Below are 18,134 nucleotides of genomic sequence, written 5' to 3' on the forward strand. Positions count from 1 at the left end.
TTTTTGAACAAGCGAGAATTATATGATGGATTCTCCGATTTAGGTGCAGAAGCTCAGATGATGATTGAAAAAATTGAACTGATAAAAGCAGAGATGACAAAAGTCATTGAAAAAAATGCAGAATTAGAGATTGAGAACCAGCATTTGCGAGTTCATCTGAAAGAATTAGAAGAACAAAAGCAGTCTGATGAACAAGTCGGATTATCTAAGTCACGCAAAAACTTAGAGATGCTATACGAAGAAGGATTTCATGTATGCAATGTTGATAGTATGTATGGAACGAGAAGAATTAACGATGAACCCTGTGTCTTTTGCCAAGATGTAATTTATGGGGAGAGACGCCAATGACATTAGAGAAGATGAGCAGCTATCGGCAAGAAGAAACCCAAGGGTCACTTTATTTAGTACCAACGCCAATAGGTAATTTGGGGGACATGACCTATCGAGCAGTTGATGTTCTCAAGGAGGCAGATCTAATTGCGGCGGAAGATACGCGTAATACTCAGAAATTATTGAATCATTTTGAAATTAAGACACCGCAGATTAGCTTTCACGAACACAATACACAGGCAAGAATTCCTCAACTATTAAAGAAACTAGCTGAAGGAATTACGATTGCGCAAGTTAGTGATGCAGGGACGCCATCAATTAGTGATCCTGGACATGAATTAGTTGTAGCGTGCATCAATTCAGGAATTTCGGTTATCCCATTACCTGGTGCAAATGCGGGGTTGAGCGCATTGATTGCTTCAGGACTGGTTCCGCAGCCCTTTACATTTATTGGATTTATTTCACGACGAAAAAAGGAAAAAGAAGAGCAGTTGGAATCTCTGGCAAAAAAAGAAGAGACATTGATTTTTTATGAGGCACCGCACCGCCTGAAAAAAACATTAGCGTCCTTTCAGGCCTTTTTTGGTGGAACAAGAAAAATTGTTTTGTGTCGAGAGCTTACCAAAAGATATGAAGAGTTCATCAGAGGTACGGTTGCCGAAGCACTTGAATGGGCCAAAACAGAACAGGTTCGTGGTGAGTTTTGCATTATCATGGAAGGAAGCCCAGATAGCCCAGAAGAAGATGAGTTAGAGGAAATCAGTGGAGTGCCATTAGAAGAACAGGTTGCTAACTTGATTAATAAAGAGGATTATCGGACGAATGATGCAATTAAGGAAGTTGCAAAGAAAAACAATTTGAGAAAGCAAGTAGTTTACAATACTTTTCATCATATTGATGCATAGAGAAAGACGGCGGTTTTTTGAAAGAAAATATTTTTAGTGAGTCCCATAAAGTTCTTTTTTACGAAACTGATCGGACTAGAAAAACAACAATCGGGATGTTGGTAAATATCTTGATGTTGACTTCACAAGATCAGAGTATCCAATTGGGTCTGACTGAAGAAAAATTAAATGAAAAAGGTTATGGCTGGGTAATTACGCAGCATGTCCTGAAAGTTGAAAGATTGCCGGTTTATGGTGAGAATATAAGAATATTTACTAGGGCTGATTCATATAATCGTTATTTTTGTTATCGTGACTTTTGGATTGAGGATGAAAGAGGAACTATCGTTGTAAAAATGCACAGTGTTTTCGTCTTGATGGATCAGAGAAAAAGGAAGATTGCACGTTTGCTGCCAGAGTTTATTGAGCCATATAAGAGCGAATATACTACTAAGATTGAGCGTGTACCTGATCCAAAAAGTGATGACACTAGCCAATTGATTTCAGAAAAAAACTATCGGGTACGCTTTATGGATATTGACTCAAATCAGCACGTTAACAACGTCCACTATTTTGATTGGATGATTGATGGGCTAACTGAGGAGTTCCTAGTGACACACACGCTCGTAGAAATGAATATTAAGTATAAACGTGAGGTTCATTATGGTGAGATGGTTAACACCGAGACTAGGATGGCTGAAAATCAGTTGATAACTTATCATTTGGTTAAAGCGGGTGAAGAAGAAAGCTGCTATGCTTGTTGTACGTGGAGATCTAAAATTAGCAGTTAGAAAAATTTTGTGTGTAAAAATAAAAAAGCATTAGTATGTTAAGCTGGAGGGAACATTCTGTCTAACATATTGATACTTTTTTTAATTTATTAACATGCATAAAGAATTATACTTATGAAACAGCATCACCCAAGAAGTTAGTCAATTCTGTAGTTGAAAGACTTGCACTGAGGCCAACTAATAGCTTGATACGTGCCTTTTGACCATTTAAGCCATGGCAGAACGTAACACCTAGATTGTTTAGTTGGATTCCACCACCATCGTATGAATATACTTTTTGAGCAATGCCGTTGAAGCAGCGTGAAACTAGCACAATCGGTATTTTACGAGCCAGTAATTTCTTAAGTGCAGGTAGAACATGCGGAGGCAAGTTACCAGCTCCTAAGGCCTCAATTACAATACCGTTTGTTTTATCATTGTCCATAAATTCCAATATTTCAGGATCCATCCCGGCGTATGCCTTTATCAGATAGACATGTTTTACAACATGATTGATTGGATGATAGTCGTTGAGCAGCAGTTGTTCATAGAAGAAGACACGATCTTTGGTTACTAATCCAATTGGGCCGAATGTAGGTGTACGGAAGGTTGCAACATTAGTAGTATGCGTTTTTGTAACGTAGCGAGCAGTGTGAATTTCGTCATTCATCACAACCAGTACACCTTTATTTCTTGCTTCATCACTTGCCGCAGTTTGAATGGCTGTTTGAAAATTGTGAAGACCATCAGAACCAATTTCATTTGCGGAACGCATTGCTCCTGTCACAACTACAGGGAAGTCATTTGGAACGGTCAAATCAAGAAAATATGCTGTTTCTTCAAGAGTATCTGTGCCATGAGTGACAACAACACCGTCAATATTTTCCGTTACTGCCTGTAATATTCTTTTTTGCAGTATCAGCATTTCGTCAGGTCCAATATGAGGAGAAGGAAGATTAAAGACGTCCTCTGTAATCAGATTTAATTTACCAAGAAAAGGGTTTTCAAATGTATCTAAGGGATTAGCGCTACCAGGAGCGACACCGCCATCTTCATTTTGCGACATTGCGATTGTACCGCCAGTATGCAGTATGAGTATTGTTTTCATTACTGGGAACCTCCTATAAGAATTGACTGTTTTATTATATACACTCGGTGAATTAAATGCCAGCTATAAAAATAGTTCAAGATAGCTGCTAGTTGACATGTAAAGTATAAGATATATCTGTTAAAATTATAACAAAGAATTATATAGGGGGATCTAAAGTGCAAGTTAGTTTAGGAACAATTATGATTATTTCTTCATGGCTTTTTCTTGTCGCGGTTGGAGCAATGTTAGCAATTAGTTTAAAGGAAAATAAATTTAGATTGTTGAATGGTATTCTGGGCAATGCAACATTGATTGTCCTAGCGATAACAATTGTTTTAACAGCGATCTACAGCCAATTACTATGGCTGGAGTATGGAATTTTAATTTTAGCAGTTATCATATTGATTCCAATCTTCGTCGTATATTTGCTGCTAGGTTTTTTGTTGCTGTGGAATGCTTTGATTGTTTGGCGAAAGGAGAGCCATACTCTCGGCAATATGCTAACATTAATTCTTGGAATAATGATTATCGTTAGTCCACTAGTATTTGGAGGACTGAGAGCAATTTTACCCAGCCATGTAGCAGGGGTGATCATTAGTTCTATTTTAATAGTTGTTGGATATTGTGTTTTTTGGCTGCTGAATTTCATTACATCCTTTTTAATCACACGATTTCTGTCGCCAAGATTGGATAAAAAATATATTATTGTTTTGGGTGCGGGATTATTAGATGGCAATCGTGTTTCACCACTGCTGGCTTCAAGAATTATGAGGGCTAAAGATTTCTGTGAATTACAGTTCAAAAAAAATAAAACCAAACCAATTGTAATTTTTTCAGGTGGTCAGGGTAAAGATGAAACCGTTCCTGAAGGCCAAGCCATGAAAGAATATGCAGTAAGTCATGACATGCAAGATCTAGAGTTATTTACAGAGATAAAGTCAAAAAATACGTACCAGAATATGTTATTCTCAAAGAAAATAGTCATTGAACAGGGATTACCGCTAGATGCAGGTGTTTTTTCAACAAGTGATTATCATACATTTAGGGCAGCAGGATTTGCCAGGTATGTTGGGCTTAATATTGATGGAATTGGTGCTAAAACAAGCAGGTTCTTTATACCTAATGCTTTTATTAGAGAGTATATCGCAATTTTAATGCGGCACAAAAACTTTCACGTGGTGGTACTAACACTATTATTATTGTTGAATCTCGGATTAGCAATTCTTGATGTATATCTTAAGTAGTGAAATTATAAAGGGACTTTCTAAAATGAGTACACCAAAAAGCAGATGTTCTTGCTTAAACTTTAGAAGGTCCTTTTATCTTTTATTAGATTACTTAATTGAAGTATTTTTTTGCTGAATCACTGGATGAGTTAGGAAGGCAGTTTCGTTATATTTTTCAATAATATAGTGATCATTTTGCTCAACAACTTGCGATAAAGATAGATTTGAAAGTCCACTAAGATAGGCATTCCTTGTTAAACGCTGAATGCCTAATTGACTGATTGCGCCATGTGAGACTATAAGAACAACCTGATTATCTTCCATTGTTGCAGTAATATTGGCGATCGCCTGGCAGAATCTTTTTTGAGCATTTAGGAAGGATTCAATTCCTAAGGTTTGGAGACACGGATCATCTGTTCTAGAAGACAATAAAGCAAATTCAAAAGGATAATCTGTCAGCAGTATTTCTTTCTTGAGACCTTCAAAAGAGCCAAACGAAAGCTCTGCTAGGTCTGGGTCAGCTGTTATGTTGAGGTTGGAAGAAATTTGTGAAGAAAGCAATGCTGCAGTTTTATACGCACGTTTAAGTGGACTAGAGTAGACAGCTGAAATACCAGCAAGTTTTAGATAAGCAGCAAGCGCTTTTAAATCAGATTGGATCTCTGGAGTGTCTATAAGTGGACTATCACCATGTGCTCCTTGCAACCTTCCTTCAACATTCCATTGTGTTTTACCATGACGAACAAAAATAATTCTTTTAGCCATTATTAATTTTACCTACTGTATCTCCGCGCAGACCAGTTCGCAAAGTCTCAAGGGAAGTCGCATCAGCAGACGCAATATTACCAAGGTTAACTTGGGGACCGAATTTTAAAATCAAGTCGACTTGCTGTTTTTTCAAAGGTGCTTCAAAGATTAGTTTATCAATCCCGATTTTTGCTAACGTATCGAGTTCTTCCAAAAGGATATTACCATTTTCGTCATAAATACCAATGTTTTTGCCTGCCTCACGCGCTTCAATAATTACTAAGTTTGATCCAGAAGTGAGGTCGGATTTGATTTGTGCTGCTCGAGTTTCAATGCTGAATTTATGATCTAATAGCGGATTTTTTTTGCCAACTTCAGAAATCACAAAGAATCCTTTTTCGCGCGCTAAGAAGATGACATTATCCCGAATTTCTTTAGCAATTGATGTCGAGCCATCACTGACTTCAATTGCATTGAAGCCCAAGCGAGCTGTTTCTTTGAAGAATTGGTCTAGTTTCTTTGTTTGAATTGCAACTTCCAGCAAAGTTCCGCCAGGGTAAGTCAATATCTGATTAGCATGATATATCTTGTTTTTTTGAATTACCAAAGCAGATTCAAAGGTAGCTGCAGTTCCCCAACCAAATTTAATGAAATCAATGTATTCGCCAGCACTTTGGGCTAAATCAGATGCGGCGTTCAAGCCTAGTCCTTTGTCCAGAATCATACTTAGCCCAGTTCTTTTTGTTTTAAGATGAGGAACGTTATTTAAAAAATTATATGCATGCATGAATAATGTCTCCTTTTTGAAGTATTGTTAGTTGTATAAAATCAGTGTAATACAAATGCTTTTGTATGAGATTAGCGAACGGTCAGTACAAGGGTGGCAAAATTTGAGCACTAATCGAAATTATGAATATAGAGTGTCCTTTGCTACGAATGATTTGGAATTAAGGGGAGAATTTTAACTGATAGAACACGTTTATCTGAAATAAAAAAGAAGACAGGTCAAAAGTTGAATTTTGACCTAGCTCCCCTATTCGATTTCCTATAAATGTGTTTCACAAAATTATAAAGTCTTGGCTAATTTTTAACTTTGAATTACTCATAGCAAGTAACACCTTATGAGTAATCTTGTGACAATACCCAAGCTTTAATATCTGATATCGTCGCATTTCCCCTAGTAAAAATTAGTTAATTTTTGTATGCTTCACCAGTGAGCTTTCCGACTGGTTTGAAACAGTCACGAAAGGACTTTTCAAGCAAGTCACTGTTATTATTTTTCTCATAGAAGTAAGCGAGTGTGAATTGAACAAATGGTAGGTAGAAACAGCCACCAATAACTCCAACAAAAGGTCCACCATAAATCATGATTGGTTCCCAAATGTAGAATCCAAAATAAGTAACTATGCTCCAAAGACCAATCCAAACGGCTAGTGGAATACATAAACCGATTAATAATAATAGGTATTTGAAACGTAAACTTCTAATGAAACGTTTGCTTGCCTTTAATGCGTAACGCTGTGATTGTCCCAGAAACTGCGGCTGATTTTCCCGATATAGAAAAAGTGCCTGCGAGTAATCAATCCCTTTCCAAAGTAGTACAACGAAAAAGAGGAATTGTAGAAGAGCCGTAACAATTTCAATTTTGCTAGTAAATAGATGAATCACAAGCAAAGGCAACAACCACAAAAAAATGAATAGTGCAAAGTAGCAGAATAAACGAAGTACTTGATTCTTATTTAATTGCTTAAATTTTTTAAAGACACTAGAGAAAGAAACCTTTGCAAGCTCATTCTTCAGAGTGTCTTGAACAGCATATTGAATAGTTGTTCGAATGAAGAAGCAAAACAGTGCAATTAAGAAGAACAGGATCAGACTGCCAATTATTTCTAAAAGGTTAATGAATATTAGATAGCTTGATTGCCCGTATAATAAAAGTGTAATGCTTGTAGAAATTGATGAAACACCTACCGCGAAAAGTTCATAGTCTAGCAAAAACAATATACTTGCTATAAGAATAAGCAAAACGTATATTATACCAGCAAAAAGCCAATTGTTTTTGAAGATGGTTTTATTCTCTCCAAAGTAAGATTTTAATGGATTATAAAGATTTTTTATCACAATATGTAACCTCATCTCATAAATTATTATTAGCTCATGAATCGATGTTAACACTAATTTGACCTTAAATGCAGAAATAAAGCAAATATTCAAAAAGATATTACATGAATTTCACAAAAAAGGCGATTTTAAAATTGTGAAAACAGGGTGTATCCTGAACTTATTCAGCTGAAACTATAAGTGTTTGAGATATAGTTGCCCTTTTTGAGTTTTACAAATACTATTTTTGATTATTCTGAGAAAAATTGTAACAATTAAGTATGTAAATGTGATACACTATTTTGGTACACACAGTACAAATTTCGGGGTAGAAAATAGAGCGTCAAGTGCTGGAAGGACGGAATGTGTCTTCTGGACGAAAGGCTAGCGCCTGCGGTTTTATTTTCGCATTCGCCGCATTTTTTGTGGCAACTCCAAAGAGGAGATGTCTTATATGAATAGTAGTTTTGTTTCACGTTTGTCGGTGCGCAATATTGTGTTGATGGGCTTATTAATCGCTCTCAATATTGTTGTAGCTAAGTTTTTATCGTTTGGAATCTGGTCTGTTAGAATCAGCTTTACTTTCGTAATAGTATTTTTTATGTCATATTGGTTTGGTCCGTTATTAGGAGCAATTGGTGCGGCATGTGCAGATATTATCGGGACGCTGGTTTTTGGAGGTCTTGGAGGATATTTTGCAGGTTTCACAATTTCCGCTTTTGTAGGGGCTTTTGTCTACGGACTCTTGTTCTATAAGAAGGATATCACTGTGGCAAGAATTATCATTGCCGTATTGGTTAACGTTTTCCTTGTAGATGCAGTAATGAACACCTATTGGTTAACCCTTTTATATCATGCTAATTTTTGGGCAATTTTCCCAATGCGGTTCGTTAAGGAATTGTTAATGATTCCAGTCCAGATTATTTTACTGTATGTTGTTGGCAAGAATAAAGCTTTGGCCGGACTGGTTAAACGGATTGACTGAGTTGTGACAGTAAACAATAAAATTTAAAATTCAAATTAACGATGGCGGAAATTATATATAATTCCACTCATCGTTTTTTTAAACCATATTTTTATAGTAAAATGAAATAGTAGTGAATGTCTGAGAATTGTTCTTAAAGATTTATTACAATGATTAAAAAATTAGCATACAGAACTGTTCATATAATAATTGTGTTAGTATTATTCATGGAATTTAAAGATAAATCGGGGCGGTAAATAAAATGAACATATTGGCAATTGATACCTCAAATCAACCTTTGAGTATTGCAATATTAAAAGATAAAGAGTTAGTAGCAACAATTACCACAAATCAAGCAAGAAATCACAGTGTAACATTGATGCCGCAAATTGCTAATCTATTGAGTAGTGTTGGAATGAAGCCGACAGATATCGATAGATTTGTAGTTGCAAAGGGGCCGGGTTCGTACACTGGTTTACGGATAGGAGTCACAACGGCTAAAACATTTGCATTTACGCTCACAAAAGAGCTGGTGGGGGTTTCAAGCTTAGCAGTTTTAGCGGATGGAATTAATGAAGAAGGAACAATGATAGTTCCGCTTTTTGATGCAAGACGCGGTAATGTCTTCGCTGGGGTTTACAGCAAGGCTGGCATTGAACTTGTTAATGTAATTTCTGATCAACATGTTTCATTAGTCGGGTTGCTTGAGCAAATCAAAAAGTATAAACGGCTGATTTTTGTTGGAAGCGACAGCCACAAATTTAAAAAACAAATTTTAGAGCAGACGAGTAAAGAGCAACAGGTTGCTTTTTCGAGCATGGAAACCGATTATCCGCAAGCTTATCATCTAGGACTGTTGGGCTTAGAAGAAAAACCAGTTGAGATTCATAGCTTTGCACCTGATTATCTGAGATTAACGCAGGCAGAAAGCCAATGGTTAGAAAAGCATCAGGGGGAAGCAGATGAAGCATTTGTTGAGAAAATTTAACAAAATTTTGGATTATTGCTTTAATTACTTTGAAGATACTTCATTAACTTTTGACAATCAAAGAGTTGTAATACATGATAGTGAATATCTTTTATGCAGAGCTGTGGTTCCTGATGTAGCTGAAATGCTTAGACTGCAAAAATTGGTTTACATGGATGATAACTCTTGGGATGAAACAGTTTTTGAGAGTGAATTACGTAATGAAAAGAATAAATTGTATTTAATAATGCGGCAAAATGATCGACTTGTTGCTTTTATTGGTGCATCATTTAACCAAAAAGTCAGAGATGTTCACATCTCAAACGTTGCGGTGGATCCTGATTTTCAAAATCGAGGTTTGGGACAGTTTCTAATTCAAACGATGATTAAGTGTGCAAGGTTCAATGAGTATTCTTCACTGTCTCTTGAAACACGTTTGAGTAATGTGCGTGCTCAAAAACTTTACAGTACAATCGGATTTAAGAACATCGGGTTAAAAAAGTCTTATTATCAGTCTAATCATGAGGATGCTGTAGATATGCGCTTATCAATAAAAAACAAGAAGGAATCGGTAAATGAATAATCAGAAAAGAGAATTGATTTTAGCTTTTGAATCAAGTTGCGATGAAACAAGTGTGGCTGTTATCGAAGATGGTAACAAGATTTTGTCAAACATTGTTGCAACTCAGATTAAAAGTCATAAAAGATTCGGAGGGGTTGTACCAGAGGTTGCGAGCAGGCACCATATTGAGCAAGTGACAATGTGTTTGGAGGACGCTATGGCTGAAGCAAACGTAACATATAGCGATCTTTCTGCGGTAGCAGTCACATATGGGCCAGGACTAGTTGGGGCATTGCTTGTCGGTGTTGCATGTGCCAAGGTAGTTGCATTTTCACATGACTTGCCATTAATTCCTGTGAACCATATGGCAGGGCACATTTATGCTGCAAGATTTACAAGTGAAATCAAATTTCCAGCAATGGCTTTGCTAGTGTCAGGTGGTCATACCGAATTAGTTTATTTACCCAAAGAGAATGAATATCAGATTATTGGCGAGACTCGCGATGATGCAGCAGGTGAAGCTTATGACAAAATCGGTCGTGTTTTGGGATTAACGTATCCTGCGGGCAAACAGATTGATGAAATGGCTCATAAAGGAAGTGATACTTTTTCATTTCCAAGAGCAATGTTCAAGGAAGACAACTTTGATTTTAGCTTCAGCGGTCTTAAGAGTGCATTTATTAATACTGTCCACCATGCAGATCAAGTTGGAGAAAAGCTTAACACTGATGATTTAGCTGCAAGTTTTCAGCAGAGTGTAATTGATGTGTTATTGCATAAAACCGAGCATGCACTTAATGTATTTCCAGTCAGACAGTTGGTTTTAGCGGGCGGAGTTGCAGCTAATCAGGGACTAAGAGATGGTTTAGATCGACTAATAAGTAAACATACTGACATTGAATTAATCAAGGCCCCATTAAAATTATGTGGTGATAATGCTGCAATGATTGGTGCAGCTGGTTATATCGCATGGAAAAATGGAGAAGTTGCAGGGTTAGCGTTAAATGCAGATCCTAGTTTAGAATTTGAATGGTTTGATGAAGAAAGATAAGGGTACGAGAAAGGCATTATTAAATGAAAGACCGAATGTAACAAAAAAGGCGGAACATAATTCAATTTCTTGGAACACGTTTATATGGCACTAATAAGGGGGTGTGTCAAAAGTTAAATTTTGATGCAGTTCCTCTATTATTAGGAATAAATGTGTTTCATAAGTCAAAACTCTCTGGCTAACTTCGAATTACTCATAGCAAGATAAAAAAAGTTCTAATAGAAACTAAAGCAGATAATTTCTATTAGAACTAATACTATAGTATTAAGCAAAGTTTTCAAGTTCCATACTTTTTTCTTCCCAAGAATTTTCCAAATTAGATACTGTATTTTGCGTATTTTTTAGTAGCGCCTGCAATTCATTACTCTTTTGCAGATTGGAATAAACTTCTGGAAGTGTCATCTGTTTTTGAATTTCTTCTTCTTCAGAATTGAGCTTCTCAAGTTGTTTTTCAATCTCTTCAACTTCACGACGCAGCTTTCTTTCTTGTCGCTGCTGCTCTTTATTAAGTTGATAATTATTTTTATTTGGTTTTTCCTTAGTAATTACGACTTTATCTTGCTCATTTTGTTGTGCAAGTAAAAGCTGTTCTTCTTTTTTATCAACATAGTAGTCGTAGTCACCTAAGTAAAGCTGACTGCCATTCTCAGATATTTCGAGCACACTGGTTGCAACCTTGTTGATGAAATAACGATCATGTGAAATGAAGAGAACAGTTCCATTATAGTTTAGAAGTGCCTCTTCAAGAACTTCTTTACTATCAATGTCTAAATGGTTAGTTGGTTCATCGAAAATTAGGAAGTTATCGTGATTAAATGCAAGTTTTGTCAGCAATAAACGAGCTTTTTCACCGCCAGAAAGATTATGAACAACTTTTTTTACATCATCTCCAGAAAAAAGGAAGCTTCCCAAAATTGATCTGATATCCTTCTCAGGAGTGGTAGAATGTTCATCCCATAATTCGTTTAAGACAGTCTTTTTAGTATGCAAATTTCTTAATTCCTGATCGTAGTAGCCTGTATCTACATTTGTTCCAAACGAATATTCTCCACTGATCAGAGGAACTTTACTGAGGATGCTTTTCAATAAGGTTGACTTGCCAATCCCATTGCTGCCAACGATTGCCATCATCTGATGTTTTCGTAAATCAATATTGATTGGACCCGAGATGGGATTGTTTCCATAACCGATAAAGGCATTATTAACAGTTAGGACAATATTGCCACTTTGCCGATCCGCGGTGAATTGAAAATGAGGTCCTTGTTGTCCGTCAGTGGGCCGCTCTATGCGCTTGATCTTTTCAAGCTGTTTTCTGCGACTTTGAGCCCTCTTTGTTGTTGATGCACGTACAATGTTGCGTGTAACAAAATCTTCAAGTTTTTCAATTTCTTCTTGTTGTTTTTCATATTGTTTCATTTTCTGTTGAAAACGTTTTGCCTTTTCTTCAATATAGGAAGAGTAATTCCCATGGTAATGCTCCGCCCCACTTGGTGTGAGTTCATAAACTTCCTGAGAGATTTTGTCAAGGAAATAGCGGTCATGTGAGATGATTAAGAGAGCACCGGAATATGATTGTAAATAGCCTTCTAACCAGCCTAAAGTCTGGATGTCTAAATGGTTTGTTGGTTCATCCAATATTAATAGGTCATTTTTTTCTAACAATAGTTTTGCAAGTGCTAATCGAGTTTTTTGTCCACCAGACAGGGTTCCAATGATAGTTGAAAAATCCTTCTCATAGAATTTAAAGCCGTGAAGAACAGCTCGAATTTCTGATTCATAGCCATAACCGTTTGCTTCTTTGAAGTTGTGCGATAGCTGGTCATAACTGTCAAGAAGTGTGTCATACTGTGATTTTGATTGGGTAGAATGATTAAAGTTTGCAATTGCATTTTCTAGTTCATGCAGTTTGACCTCCATTTTCATTAAATCATTGAAAACAGTAAGCATTTCTGCATAAATACTTTTTGAGGAATCTAAACCGTTCTCTTGTGCAAGATAGCCAATTGTCATTTTTTTATTTTTTGTAATCTGACCATTATCAGGCGATTGCAAGCCAACAATCATTTTAATTAATGTCGTTTTGCCGACTCCATTTCGCCCGACGAGAGCAATCCTTGAGCTTTCCTGAACATCAAGGTTAACTTTTTGGAAGAGAATATCACTTCCAAATAGACGCTCAACATTTTGTACTTGAAGTAAAATCATAAAAACACCTCTTGAATATTAAAATTAATAGCAATTATAATCTTTGTGAAACTTGGTAAGTAATTGCTCATTCTATTGCATGTGAATGTATTTTAGTGTAGCATGAATACGGTAAAATATAGTGTACAACATTATTGCTTGTGAAGATAGTTAAATACGTAACTTCACAAGGAATGTGCTATACTACATAAAAAGACTGAATCATTTATTAATGAAGGGAGACAAACAATGGTAACATCAAAAATTCCTCACGCGACAGCCAAAAGACTGCCAATTTATTATCGTTACTTGCACTTCTTATCGGATGCAGGCAAACAAAGAATTTCATCAACCGAGCTCGCAGATGCTGTTAAGGTTGATTCCGCAACAATTAGAAGAGACTTCTCATACTTTGGTGCTCTAGGAAAACGAGGATATGGGTATGATGTGGACAGCTTGCTTGCTTTCTTCAAGAAGACCTTAAAGCAAGACCAGTTAACAAATGTAGCACTGATTGGAGTTGGTAATCTCGGGCATGCGCTCTTGAATTATAATTTTCATCAGAGTAATAATGTGCGTATTAGTGCTGCTTTTGATATTAATCAGGATATCACTGGAACAATTCAAAGTAGTGTCCCGGTTTATGATATGGCTGATATGAAGGAGCAGCTAACAGTTCAGCAAATTGAGATTGTAATTTTAACCGTTCCATCCAGTGTCGCTCAAAAGGTTACAAAAGAGCTTGTTGATGTTGGGATTAAAGGAATACTTAATTTTACGCCGCTTAGAATTACAGTTCCTAGTACTGTTAGAGTTCAGAACGTTGATCTAACAAATGAATTACAAACCCTAATTTATTTCCTGAATAAATTTGGTGATGAAGCTGAAACACCATCAGAAGATTAACAGCTAAAAATGCTTTGCTAAAGTTCTTACTGCGGTAAGGCTTTTTATTTTAGTTGAAGTGCAACAACCAGAAGATTCATAAGTATATGAGTAATGATTGGTGCTTTAATATTGTGAGCCTTGTAGTATACAAAACTCAAAACTAGTCCTAAACAAGCATAGGTTAAGTAGTGCCCGTCAGCATGAGCAATGCTGAAAAGAATACTTGAGAAGAGTGCAGCTCCCATTGGATTAATAAAGGTTGAGAGGTTACCAAAGAACACTTTGCGAAAAATAAATTCTTCCATTACCGGTGCAGCAACTATTACGTATATTAAATAATAAGGATAGTGAGCGATAATTGTCATTATTTGGCTTGTATTTTCGGAGACCGCTGGTTGATGTAGAAAATAAATTTCAGCAAGCATTGTTACTTTTTGGACAAGAAAAGCTAGAATTGTTCCCAAAATACCTAATAATAGTACTGAAGTCAGGGAGCTTTTTTTTGAATCAATATGGTTCGCAAACGGAAATTTCTGGTTAAGGTAGAACATACAGAATATTCCTGCAGTTCCCACAATACTAGTTGTGATGAACAGCAATAGATTACTTTTGCTTACTGTAAAAAAAAGATTCGGAAATAGCATGACAACAAGATATGTTACGAGTAGTGCGAAAGAATTTTTTCTGATATTCATAGTTAGCTCCATTCACTTTAATAATAGGTCTAGTATAGCATATATTAATTTAGCACTCTTGCAGTTAGAGTGATAAAAAACTTGCATTTTTAGCATGAATTGATTATAGTAATAGTTGTGATTAGCACTTGAACTAATAAAGTGCTAAAAGCAAAACAATATTGGAGGGATATACAGTGCTTAAACCTTTAGGAGATCGTGTTATTTTGGAAGTTCAAAAAGATGAGGAACAAACTGTTGGCGGTATAGTGATTGCTAGCAATGCTCAAGAAAAGCCACAAACAGGAAAAGTGGCAGCTGTTGGTGCAGGCCGAGTTTTAGATAACGGCGAAAAGGTTGCTTTATCAGTCAAAGTCGGTGAAACAGTTTTGTTTGATAAATATGCTGGCACAGAGGTCAAATACGAAGAAAAAGGGTATTTGGTTGTTCATGAAAAAGATATTGTTGCAATTGTAGACTAAAGATTATTATAAATCGACTATGAGGTGAATTATTAATGGCAAAAGAAATTAAATTTTCAGAAGATGCTCGTTCAAAGATGCTTGCAGGTGTTGATAAGTTAGCAAATACGGTTAAATCAACAATTGGTCCAAAAGGAAGAAATGTTGTTTTGGAACAGTCTTATGGTTCACCAACAATTACAAATGATGGTGTAACTATTGCAAAGGCAATTGAACTTGAAGATCACTTTGAAAATATGGGAGCAAAACTTGTTGCGGAAGTTGCTTCAAAGACAAATGATATTGCAGGTGATGGTACTACAACTGCTACTGTATTGACACAAGCAATTGTTACGGAAGGAATGAAGAACGTAACTGCAGGTGCAAATCCAGTGGGTATTCGTCGAGGAATTGAGTTGGCAACAAAAGCTGCAGTCGATGAACTGCATGAAATGTCACACAAAGTAGAATCAAAGAGTGATATTGCTCAAGTTGCTGCAATTTCTTCAACTAGTGAAGAGATTGGAAAGTTAATTGCGGATGCAATGGAAAAAGTTGGAAATGACGGTGTTATTACAATTGAAGAATCAAAGGGAATTGATACTTCATTGGATGTTGTAGAAGGAATGCAATTTGATCGTGGATACCTTTCACAATATATGGTTACAGATAATGATAAGATGGAAGCAGATTTAGACAATCCATATGTTTTGATTACTGATAAGAAGATTTCAAACATTCAAGAAGTTCTCAATCTCTTACAATCAATTGTAGAACAAGGGCGTCCATTGTTAATCATTGCTGATGATGTTGATGGTGAGGCCTTACCTACGCTTGTTTTGAACAAGATTCGTGGAACGTTCAATGTTGTTGCTGTCAAGGCTCCAGGCTTTGGTGATCGCCGTAAAGAGATGTTGCAAGATGTTGCTACATTGACTGGTGCGACTGTTATTACAGAAGACTTAGGTCTTCAATTAAAAGATACAACGGTTGATCAGCTTGGTTCTGCAAGCAAGATTACTGTGACAAAAGAAAAGACTACTATTGTTGAGGGTGCCGGCAATAAGTCTGAGATTGCTGAGCGTGTAAATACAATTAAGAAACAAATTGCTGAAACAACTTCAGATTTTGATCGTGAAAAGCTACAAGAGCGCCTAGCTAAACTTGCTGGTGGTGTAGCTGTAGTTAAGGTCGGAGCAGCAACTGAGACAGAATTAAAGGAACGTAAGTATCGTATTGAAGATGCATTGAATGCTACTAGAGCAGCTGTTGAAGAAGGATTTGTTTCTGGTGGCGGAACAGCATTGGTTAACGTTATTGGCAAAGTTTCCGAATTGGAAGAGACTGGTGATGTTCAAACAGGTATTAATATTGTTAAGCGTGCTTTAGAAGAACCTGTCCGTCAAATTGCTGCTAACGCAGGACTTGAAGGTTCTGTGATTGTGGAAAAGTTAAAATCACAAAAAACAGGAATTGGTTACAATGCTGCTACAGATGAATGGGTTGATATGGTAGAAGCTGGAATTGTTGATCCAACTAAGGTCACGCGTTCTGCTTTACAAAATGCGGCAAGTGTGTCTGCATTATTGTTAACGACAGAAGCTGTTGTTGCTGAAGTACCGGCTCCTGAAGCTCCTGTTGCCCCTGCTGCTCCTGCACCAGGCATGGGCGGAATGATGTAATAATACTGATTGGGCTGGACTGCGATTGTATTCTAATCAAAATAGATTTCAGAGATTATTTATGAGATGAAGAAACATAAATGGTTCAAGAAGAGGTGTTATCAGAAGAATTATTTTTCTGATAACGCTATTTTTGTGTAATTTTATCAACCTATTTCATACTCTCTTAAAAAATAACTAGCAAATATCAGGATTGAGTGGATTAGAAACTTATATTCCAGATCTGTTTTTTTATAGTTCACAATTGTAAGATAATACAAGAAAATTTTTTAAGCATAGTTTGATTAAAATAAAAACCATATCAAACTGAATGTTAAATTCTTTTGTGTAGTAGACTAATATAGCCAAAAATACTATACTTACTACATTACTTGAGTAAGGGGGATGAGATGATATTTAATAGTCCTAAAATTTAATTTTTTGGGGATTAAGTAGGGAGAGAATTAAATGAAGAAGACATTGAAAATCTTACTTCTGTGGTTAAGCATGCTAGTTGTCTTTGCAGGTTTAAGCGAGGCAAGAGCGGATAGTAGCAATAACCTATTAAAGGAAAGAAAGATTGCTTATAAAAACTCAAAGAAGTTCATTGATAACAAAATGATGGGTACTTTTGGAGTATATACAAACTATTTAAACAAAGAAACACTTCAAAAAAAAAGTGCTTCAGGACACCAATATTTGAGTGAATCCGCTGGTTTATATTTATTGAATTTAGCTTATTCTAGTAACAAAAAAAATTTTATAAAATTTTATAAACTTACTAAGAAAAATTTTTATCATGACGGAGTATTTATTTATAGGATGGATACTAATAAGCGACAGAAGTATCAGATTAATGCTACAATCGATGATTTACGAATTATAAAATCGTTGTTAATCTATGATAAGATTCATAAGACAAGCCATTACAAGGATGAAGCAAAAAATCTTTTTAAAAATTTGAAAAGTAAGGTTAGAAGTGGTTCGTACTTAGTGGATTATTATAGCATTACTAATGATAAGATTTCGAAAAACGTGACGTTATCCTATCAAGATGTGCAACTTTTGCGAAAATTTGATATAAGACTTTATAAAAGATCTTTGAAACTGGTAAAAAGAGGGTTTATCAGCAAAAAAGTGCCACTATATCAACAGTCTTATAGTTTGGCAACTAAAAAATTCAACACGAAAGAAATTGTTACAGCTCAATGTTTATTGACTATGGAGCATTTGGCTGAGGTTAAGAAGTTACCTGTGTCTAGTCAAAAATGGTTACTGCAAAAGGTTGAGTCAAACCAACTGTATAATGCTTACAATTGCGAAGGTGCTGCAATAGATAAAAATAAAGCAGCAAGTAATTATGCGTTAGCTGCGATTATTGGGAAAATCCTTGTAAACGAAAAACTTTATAAAGCGTCTATCAAAGTATTATTGACTTTTCAAGTTAACGAGCCAACTTCAAAAATTTTTGGGAGTTTTGGTGATGTGCAGACAAATCAAGTTTATTCATTTAATGAATTATTGGCGCTAATAGCATTATCAAATATTAGAAATCGTGATTTTAATTATTAAGAG

General features: G+C 35.9%; 18 protein-coding genes and 1 riboswitch. Of the genes, 12 read left to right on the forward strand and 6 right to left on the reverse strand.

Going from position 1 to position 18,134, the window contains the following annotated elements:
- Positions 1 to 3: 3 nt before the first annotated feature.
- Genes FFX44_RS03230 through FFX44_RS03240 form a run of 3 tightly spaced genes read left to right on the forward strand, consistent with a single transcriptional unit; the run spans position 4 to position 2,005 of the window.
- Complete coding sequence (locus FFX44_RS03230) at positions 4 to 348, forward strand: DNA replication initiation control protein YabA (protein WP_289977829.1); 345 nt, start codon at positions 4 to 6, stop codon at positions 346 to 348.
- Positions 345 to 1,235, forward strand: coding sequence for a 16S rRNA (cytidine(1402)-2'-O)-methyltransferase (gene rsmI / locus FFX44_RS03235; protein ID WP_289977832.1), 891 nt, complete (start codon positions 345 to 347; stop codon positions 1,233 to 1,235). The genes FFX44_RS03230 and rsmI overlap by 4 nt, the downstream gene beginning before the upstream one ends.
- A gap of 17 nt (positions 1,236 to 1,252) precedes the next feature.
- Positions 1,253 to 2,005, forward strand: coding sequence for an acyl-ACP thioesterase domain-containing protein (locus FFX44_RS03240; RefSeq protein ID WP_289977833.1), 753 nt, complete (start codon positions 1,253 to 1,255; stop codon positions 2,003 to 2,005).
- A 112-nt stretch (positions 2,006 to 2,117) separates the two neighbouring features.
- Here FFX44_RS03240 and FFX44_RS03245 read toward each other — a convergent pair whose 3' ends face one another.
- Positions 2,118 to 3,092: an asparaginase gene (locus FFX44_RS03245; RefSeq protein WP_289977835.1), complete on the reverse strand. Its 975-nt coding sequence runs from the start codon at positions 3,090 to 3,092 to the stop codon at positions 2,118 to 2,120.
- A gap of 158 nt (positions 3,093 to 3,250) precedes the next feature.
- On the opposite strand from FFX44_RS03245, the gene FFX44_RS03250 reads away from it, so the two are divergent.
- A complete protein-coding gene (locus FFX44_RS03250; RefSeq protein ID WP_289977837.1) occupies positions 3,251 to 4,318 on the forward strand; it encodes a YdcF family protein in 1,068 nt (355 codons plus the stop codon).
- 90 nt (positions 4,319 to 4,408) lie between these two features.
- Here the strand turns inward: FFX44_RS03250 and FFX44_RS03255 are convergent, their stop codons facing one another.
- From FFX44_RS03255 to FFX44_RS03265, 3 genes are all read right to left on the reverse strand, one after another.
- A complete protein-coding gene (locus FFX44_RS03255) occupies positions 4,409 to 5,065 on the reverse strand; it encodes a histidine phosphatase family protein (RefSeq protein ID WP_289977838.1) in 657 nt (218 codons plus the stop codon).
- Positions 5,058 to 5,834 (reverse strand): phosphosulfolactate synthase, encoded by a 777-nt coding sequence (locus tag FFX44_RS03260; protein WP_289977840.1) that lies wholly within the window; start codon positions 5,832 to 5,834, stop codon positions 5,058 to 5,060. Before FFX44_RS03260 ends, FFX44_RS03255 begins: the two co-directional genes overlap by 8 nt.
- A gap of 404 nt (positions 5,835 to 6,238) precedes the next feature.
- Entirely contained in the window at positions 6,239 to 7,168 is a 930-nt protein-coding gene (locus FFX44_RS03265) for a hypothetical protein (RefSeq protein WP_289977843.1), read from the reverse strand.
- 301 nt (positions 7,169 to 7,469) lie between these two features.
- Positions 7,470 to 7,566, forward strand: a riboswitch (THF riboswitch).
- A gap of 35 nt (positions 7,567 to 7,601) precedes the next feature.
- Between FFX44_RS03265 and FFX44_RS03270 the strand changes: the two genes are divergently transcribed.
- From FFX44_RS03270 to tsaD, 4 genes are all read left to right on the forward strand, one after another.
- Entirely contained in the window at positions 7,602 to 8,132 is a 531-nt protein-coding gene (locus FFX44_RS03270) for a folate family ECF transporter S component (protein ID WP_289977844.1), read from the forward strand.
- A 241-nt stretch (positions 8,133 to 8,373) separates the two neighbouring features.
- On the forward strand, positions 8,374 to 9,099 hold the full coding sequence (gene tsaB / locus FFX44_RS03275) for a tRNA (adenosine(37)-N6)-threonylcarbamoyltransferase complex dimerization subunit type 1 TsaB (protein WP_289977847.1): 726 nt from the start codon (positions 8,374 to 8,376) through the stop codon (positions 9,097 to 9,099).
- Positions 9,074 to 9,661, forward strand: coding sequence for a ribosomal protein S18-alanine N-acetyltransferase (gene rimI, locus FFX44_RS03280; protein ID WP_289977849.1), 588 nt, complete (start codon positions 9,074 to 9,076; stop codon positions 9,659 to 9,661). Before tsaB ends, rimI begins: the two co-directional genes overlap by 26 nt.
- The gene (tsaD, locus tag FFX44_RS03285; RefSeq protein ID WP_289977851.1) at positions 9,654 to 10,691 is read left to right on the forward strand and encodes a tRNA (adenosine(37)-N6)-threonylcarbamoyltransferase complex transferase subunit TsaD; all 1,038 of its coding nucleotides are present in this window, start codon (positions 9,654 to 9,656) and stop codon (positions 10,689 to 10,691) included. The genes rimI and tsaD overlap by 8 nt, the downstream gene beginning before the upstream one ends.
- Positions 10,692 to 10,955: 264 nt before the next feature.
- Here tsaD and FFX44_RS03290 read toward each other — a convergent pair whose 3' ends face one another.
- A complete protein-coding gene (locus tag FFX44_RS03290; RefSeq protein ID WP_289977853.1) occupies positions 10,956 to 12,896 on the reverse strand; it encodes an ABC-F family ATP-binding cassette domain-containing protein in 1,941 nt (646 codons plus the stop codon).
- Between the two features lie 228 nt (positions 12,897 to 13,124).
- Here FFX44_RS03290 and FFX44_RS03295 point away from each other — a divergent pair, with 228 nt between their 5' ends.
- Positions 13,125 to 13,781: a redox-sensing transcriptional repressor Rex gene (locus tag FFX44_RS03295; RefSeq protein ID WP_289977855.1), complete on the forward strand. Its 657-nt coding sequence runs from the start codon at positions 13,125 to 13,127 to the stop codon at positions 13,779 to 13,781.
- Positions 13,782 to 13,825: 44 nt separating this feature from the next.
- On the opposite strand, the gene FFX44_RS03300 is transcribed toward FFX44_RS03295, so the two are convergent.
- The gene (locus FFX44_RS03300) at positions 13,826 to 14,458 is read right to left on the reverse strand and encodes a type II CAAX endopeptidase family protein (protein WP_289977856.1); all 633 of its coding nucleotides are present in this window, start codon (positions 14,456 to 14,458) and stop codon (positions 13,826 to 13,828) included.
- A gap of 176 nt (positions 14,459 to 14,634) precedes the next feature.
- Here FFX44_RS03300 and groES point away from each other — a divergent pair, with 176 nt between their 5' ends.
- The 3 genes from groES (at position 14,635) to FFX44_RS03315 (ending at position 18,131) form a co-directional block, all read left to right on the forward strand.
- A complete protein-coding gene (groES, locus tag FFX44_RS03305; protein WP_289977857.1) occupies positions 14,635 to 14,919 on the forward strand; it encodes a co-chaperone GroES in 285 nt (94 codons plus the stop codon).
- A 35-nt stretch (positions 14,920 to 14,954) separates the two neighbouring features.
- Positions 14,955 to 16,580 carry a chaperonin GroEL gene (gene groL / locus FFX44_RS03310; RefSeq protein WP_289977858.1) on the forward strand — a complete coding sequence of 542 codons (1,626 nt, stop codon included), beginning with the start codon at positions 14,955 to 14,957 and terminating at the stop codon, positions 16,578 to 16,580.
- Positions 16,581 to 17,027: 447 nt separating this feature from the next.
- Positions 17,028 to 18,131 carry a glycoside hydrolase family 8 gene (locus FFX44_RS03315; protein WP_289977859.1) on the forward strand — a complete coding sequence of 368 codons (1,104 nt, stop codon included), beginning with the start codon at positions 17,028 to 17,030 and terminating at the stop codon, positions 18,129 to 18,131.
- Positions 18,132 to 18,134 lie beyond the last annotated feature (3 nt).

Origin of the sequence: Lactobacillus sp. UCMA15818, assembly GCF_030400225.1 — a bacterium.
Classification (GTDB): domain Bacteria; phylum Bacillota; class Bacilli; order Lactobacillales; family Lactobacillaceae; genus Liquorilactobacillus.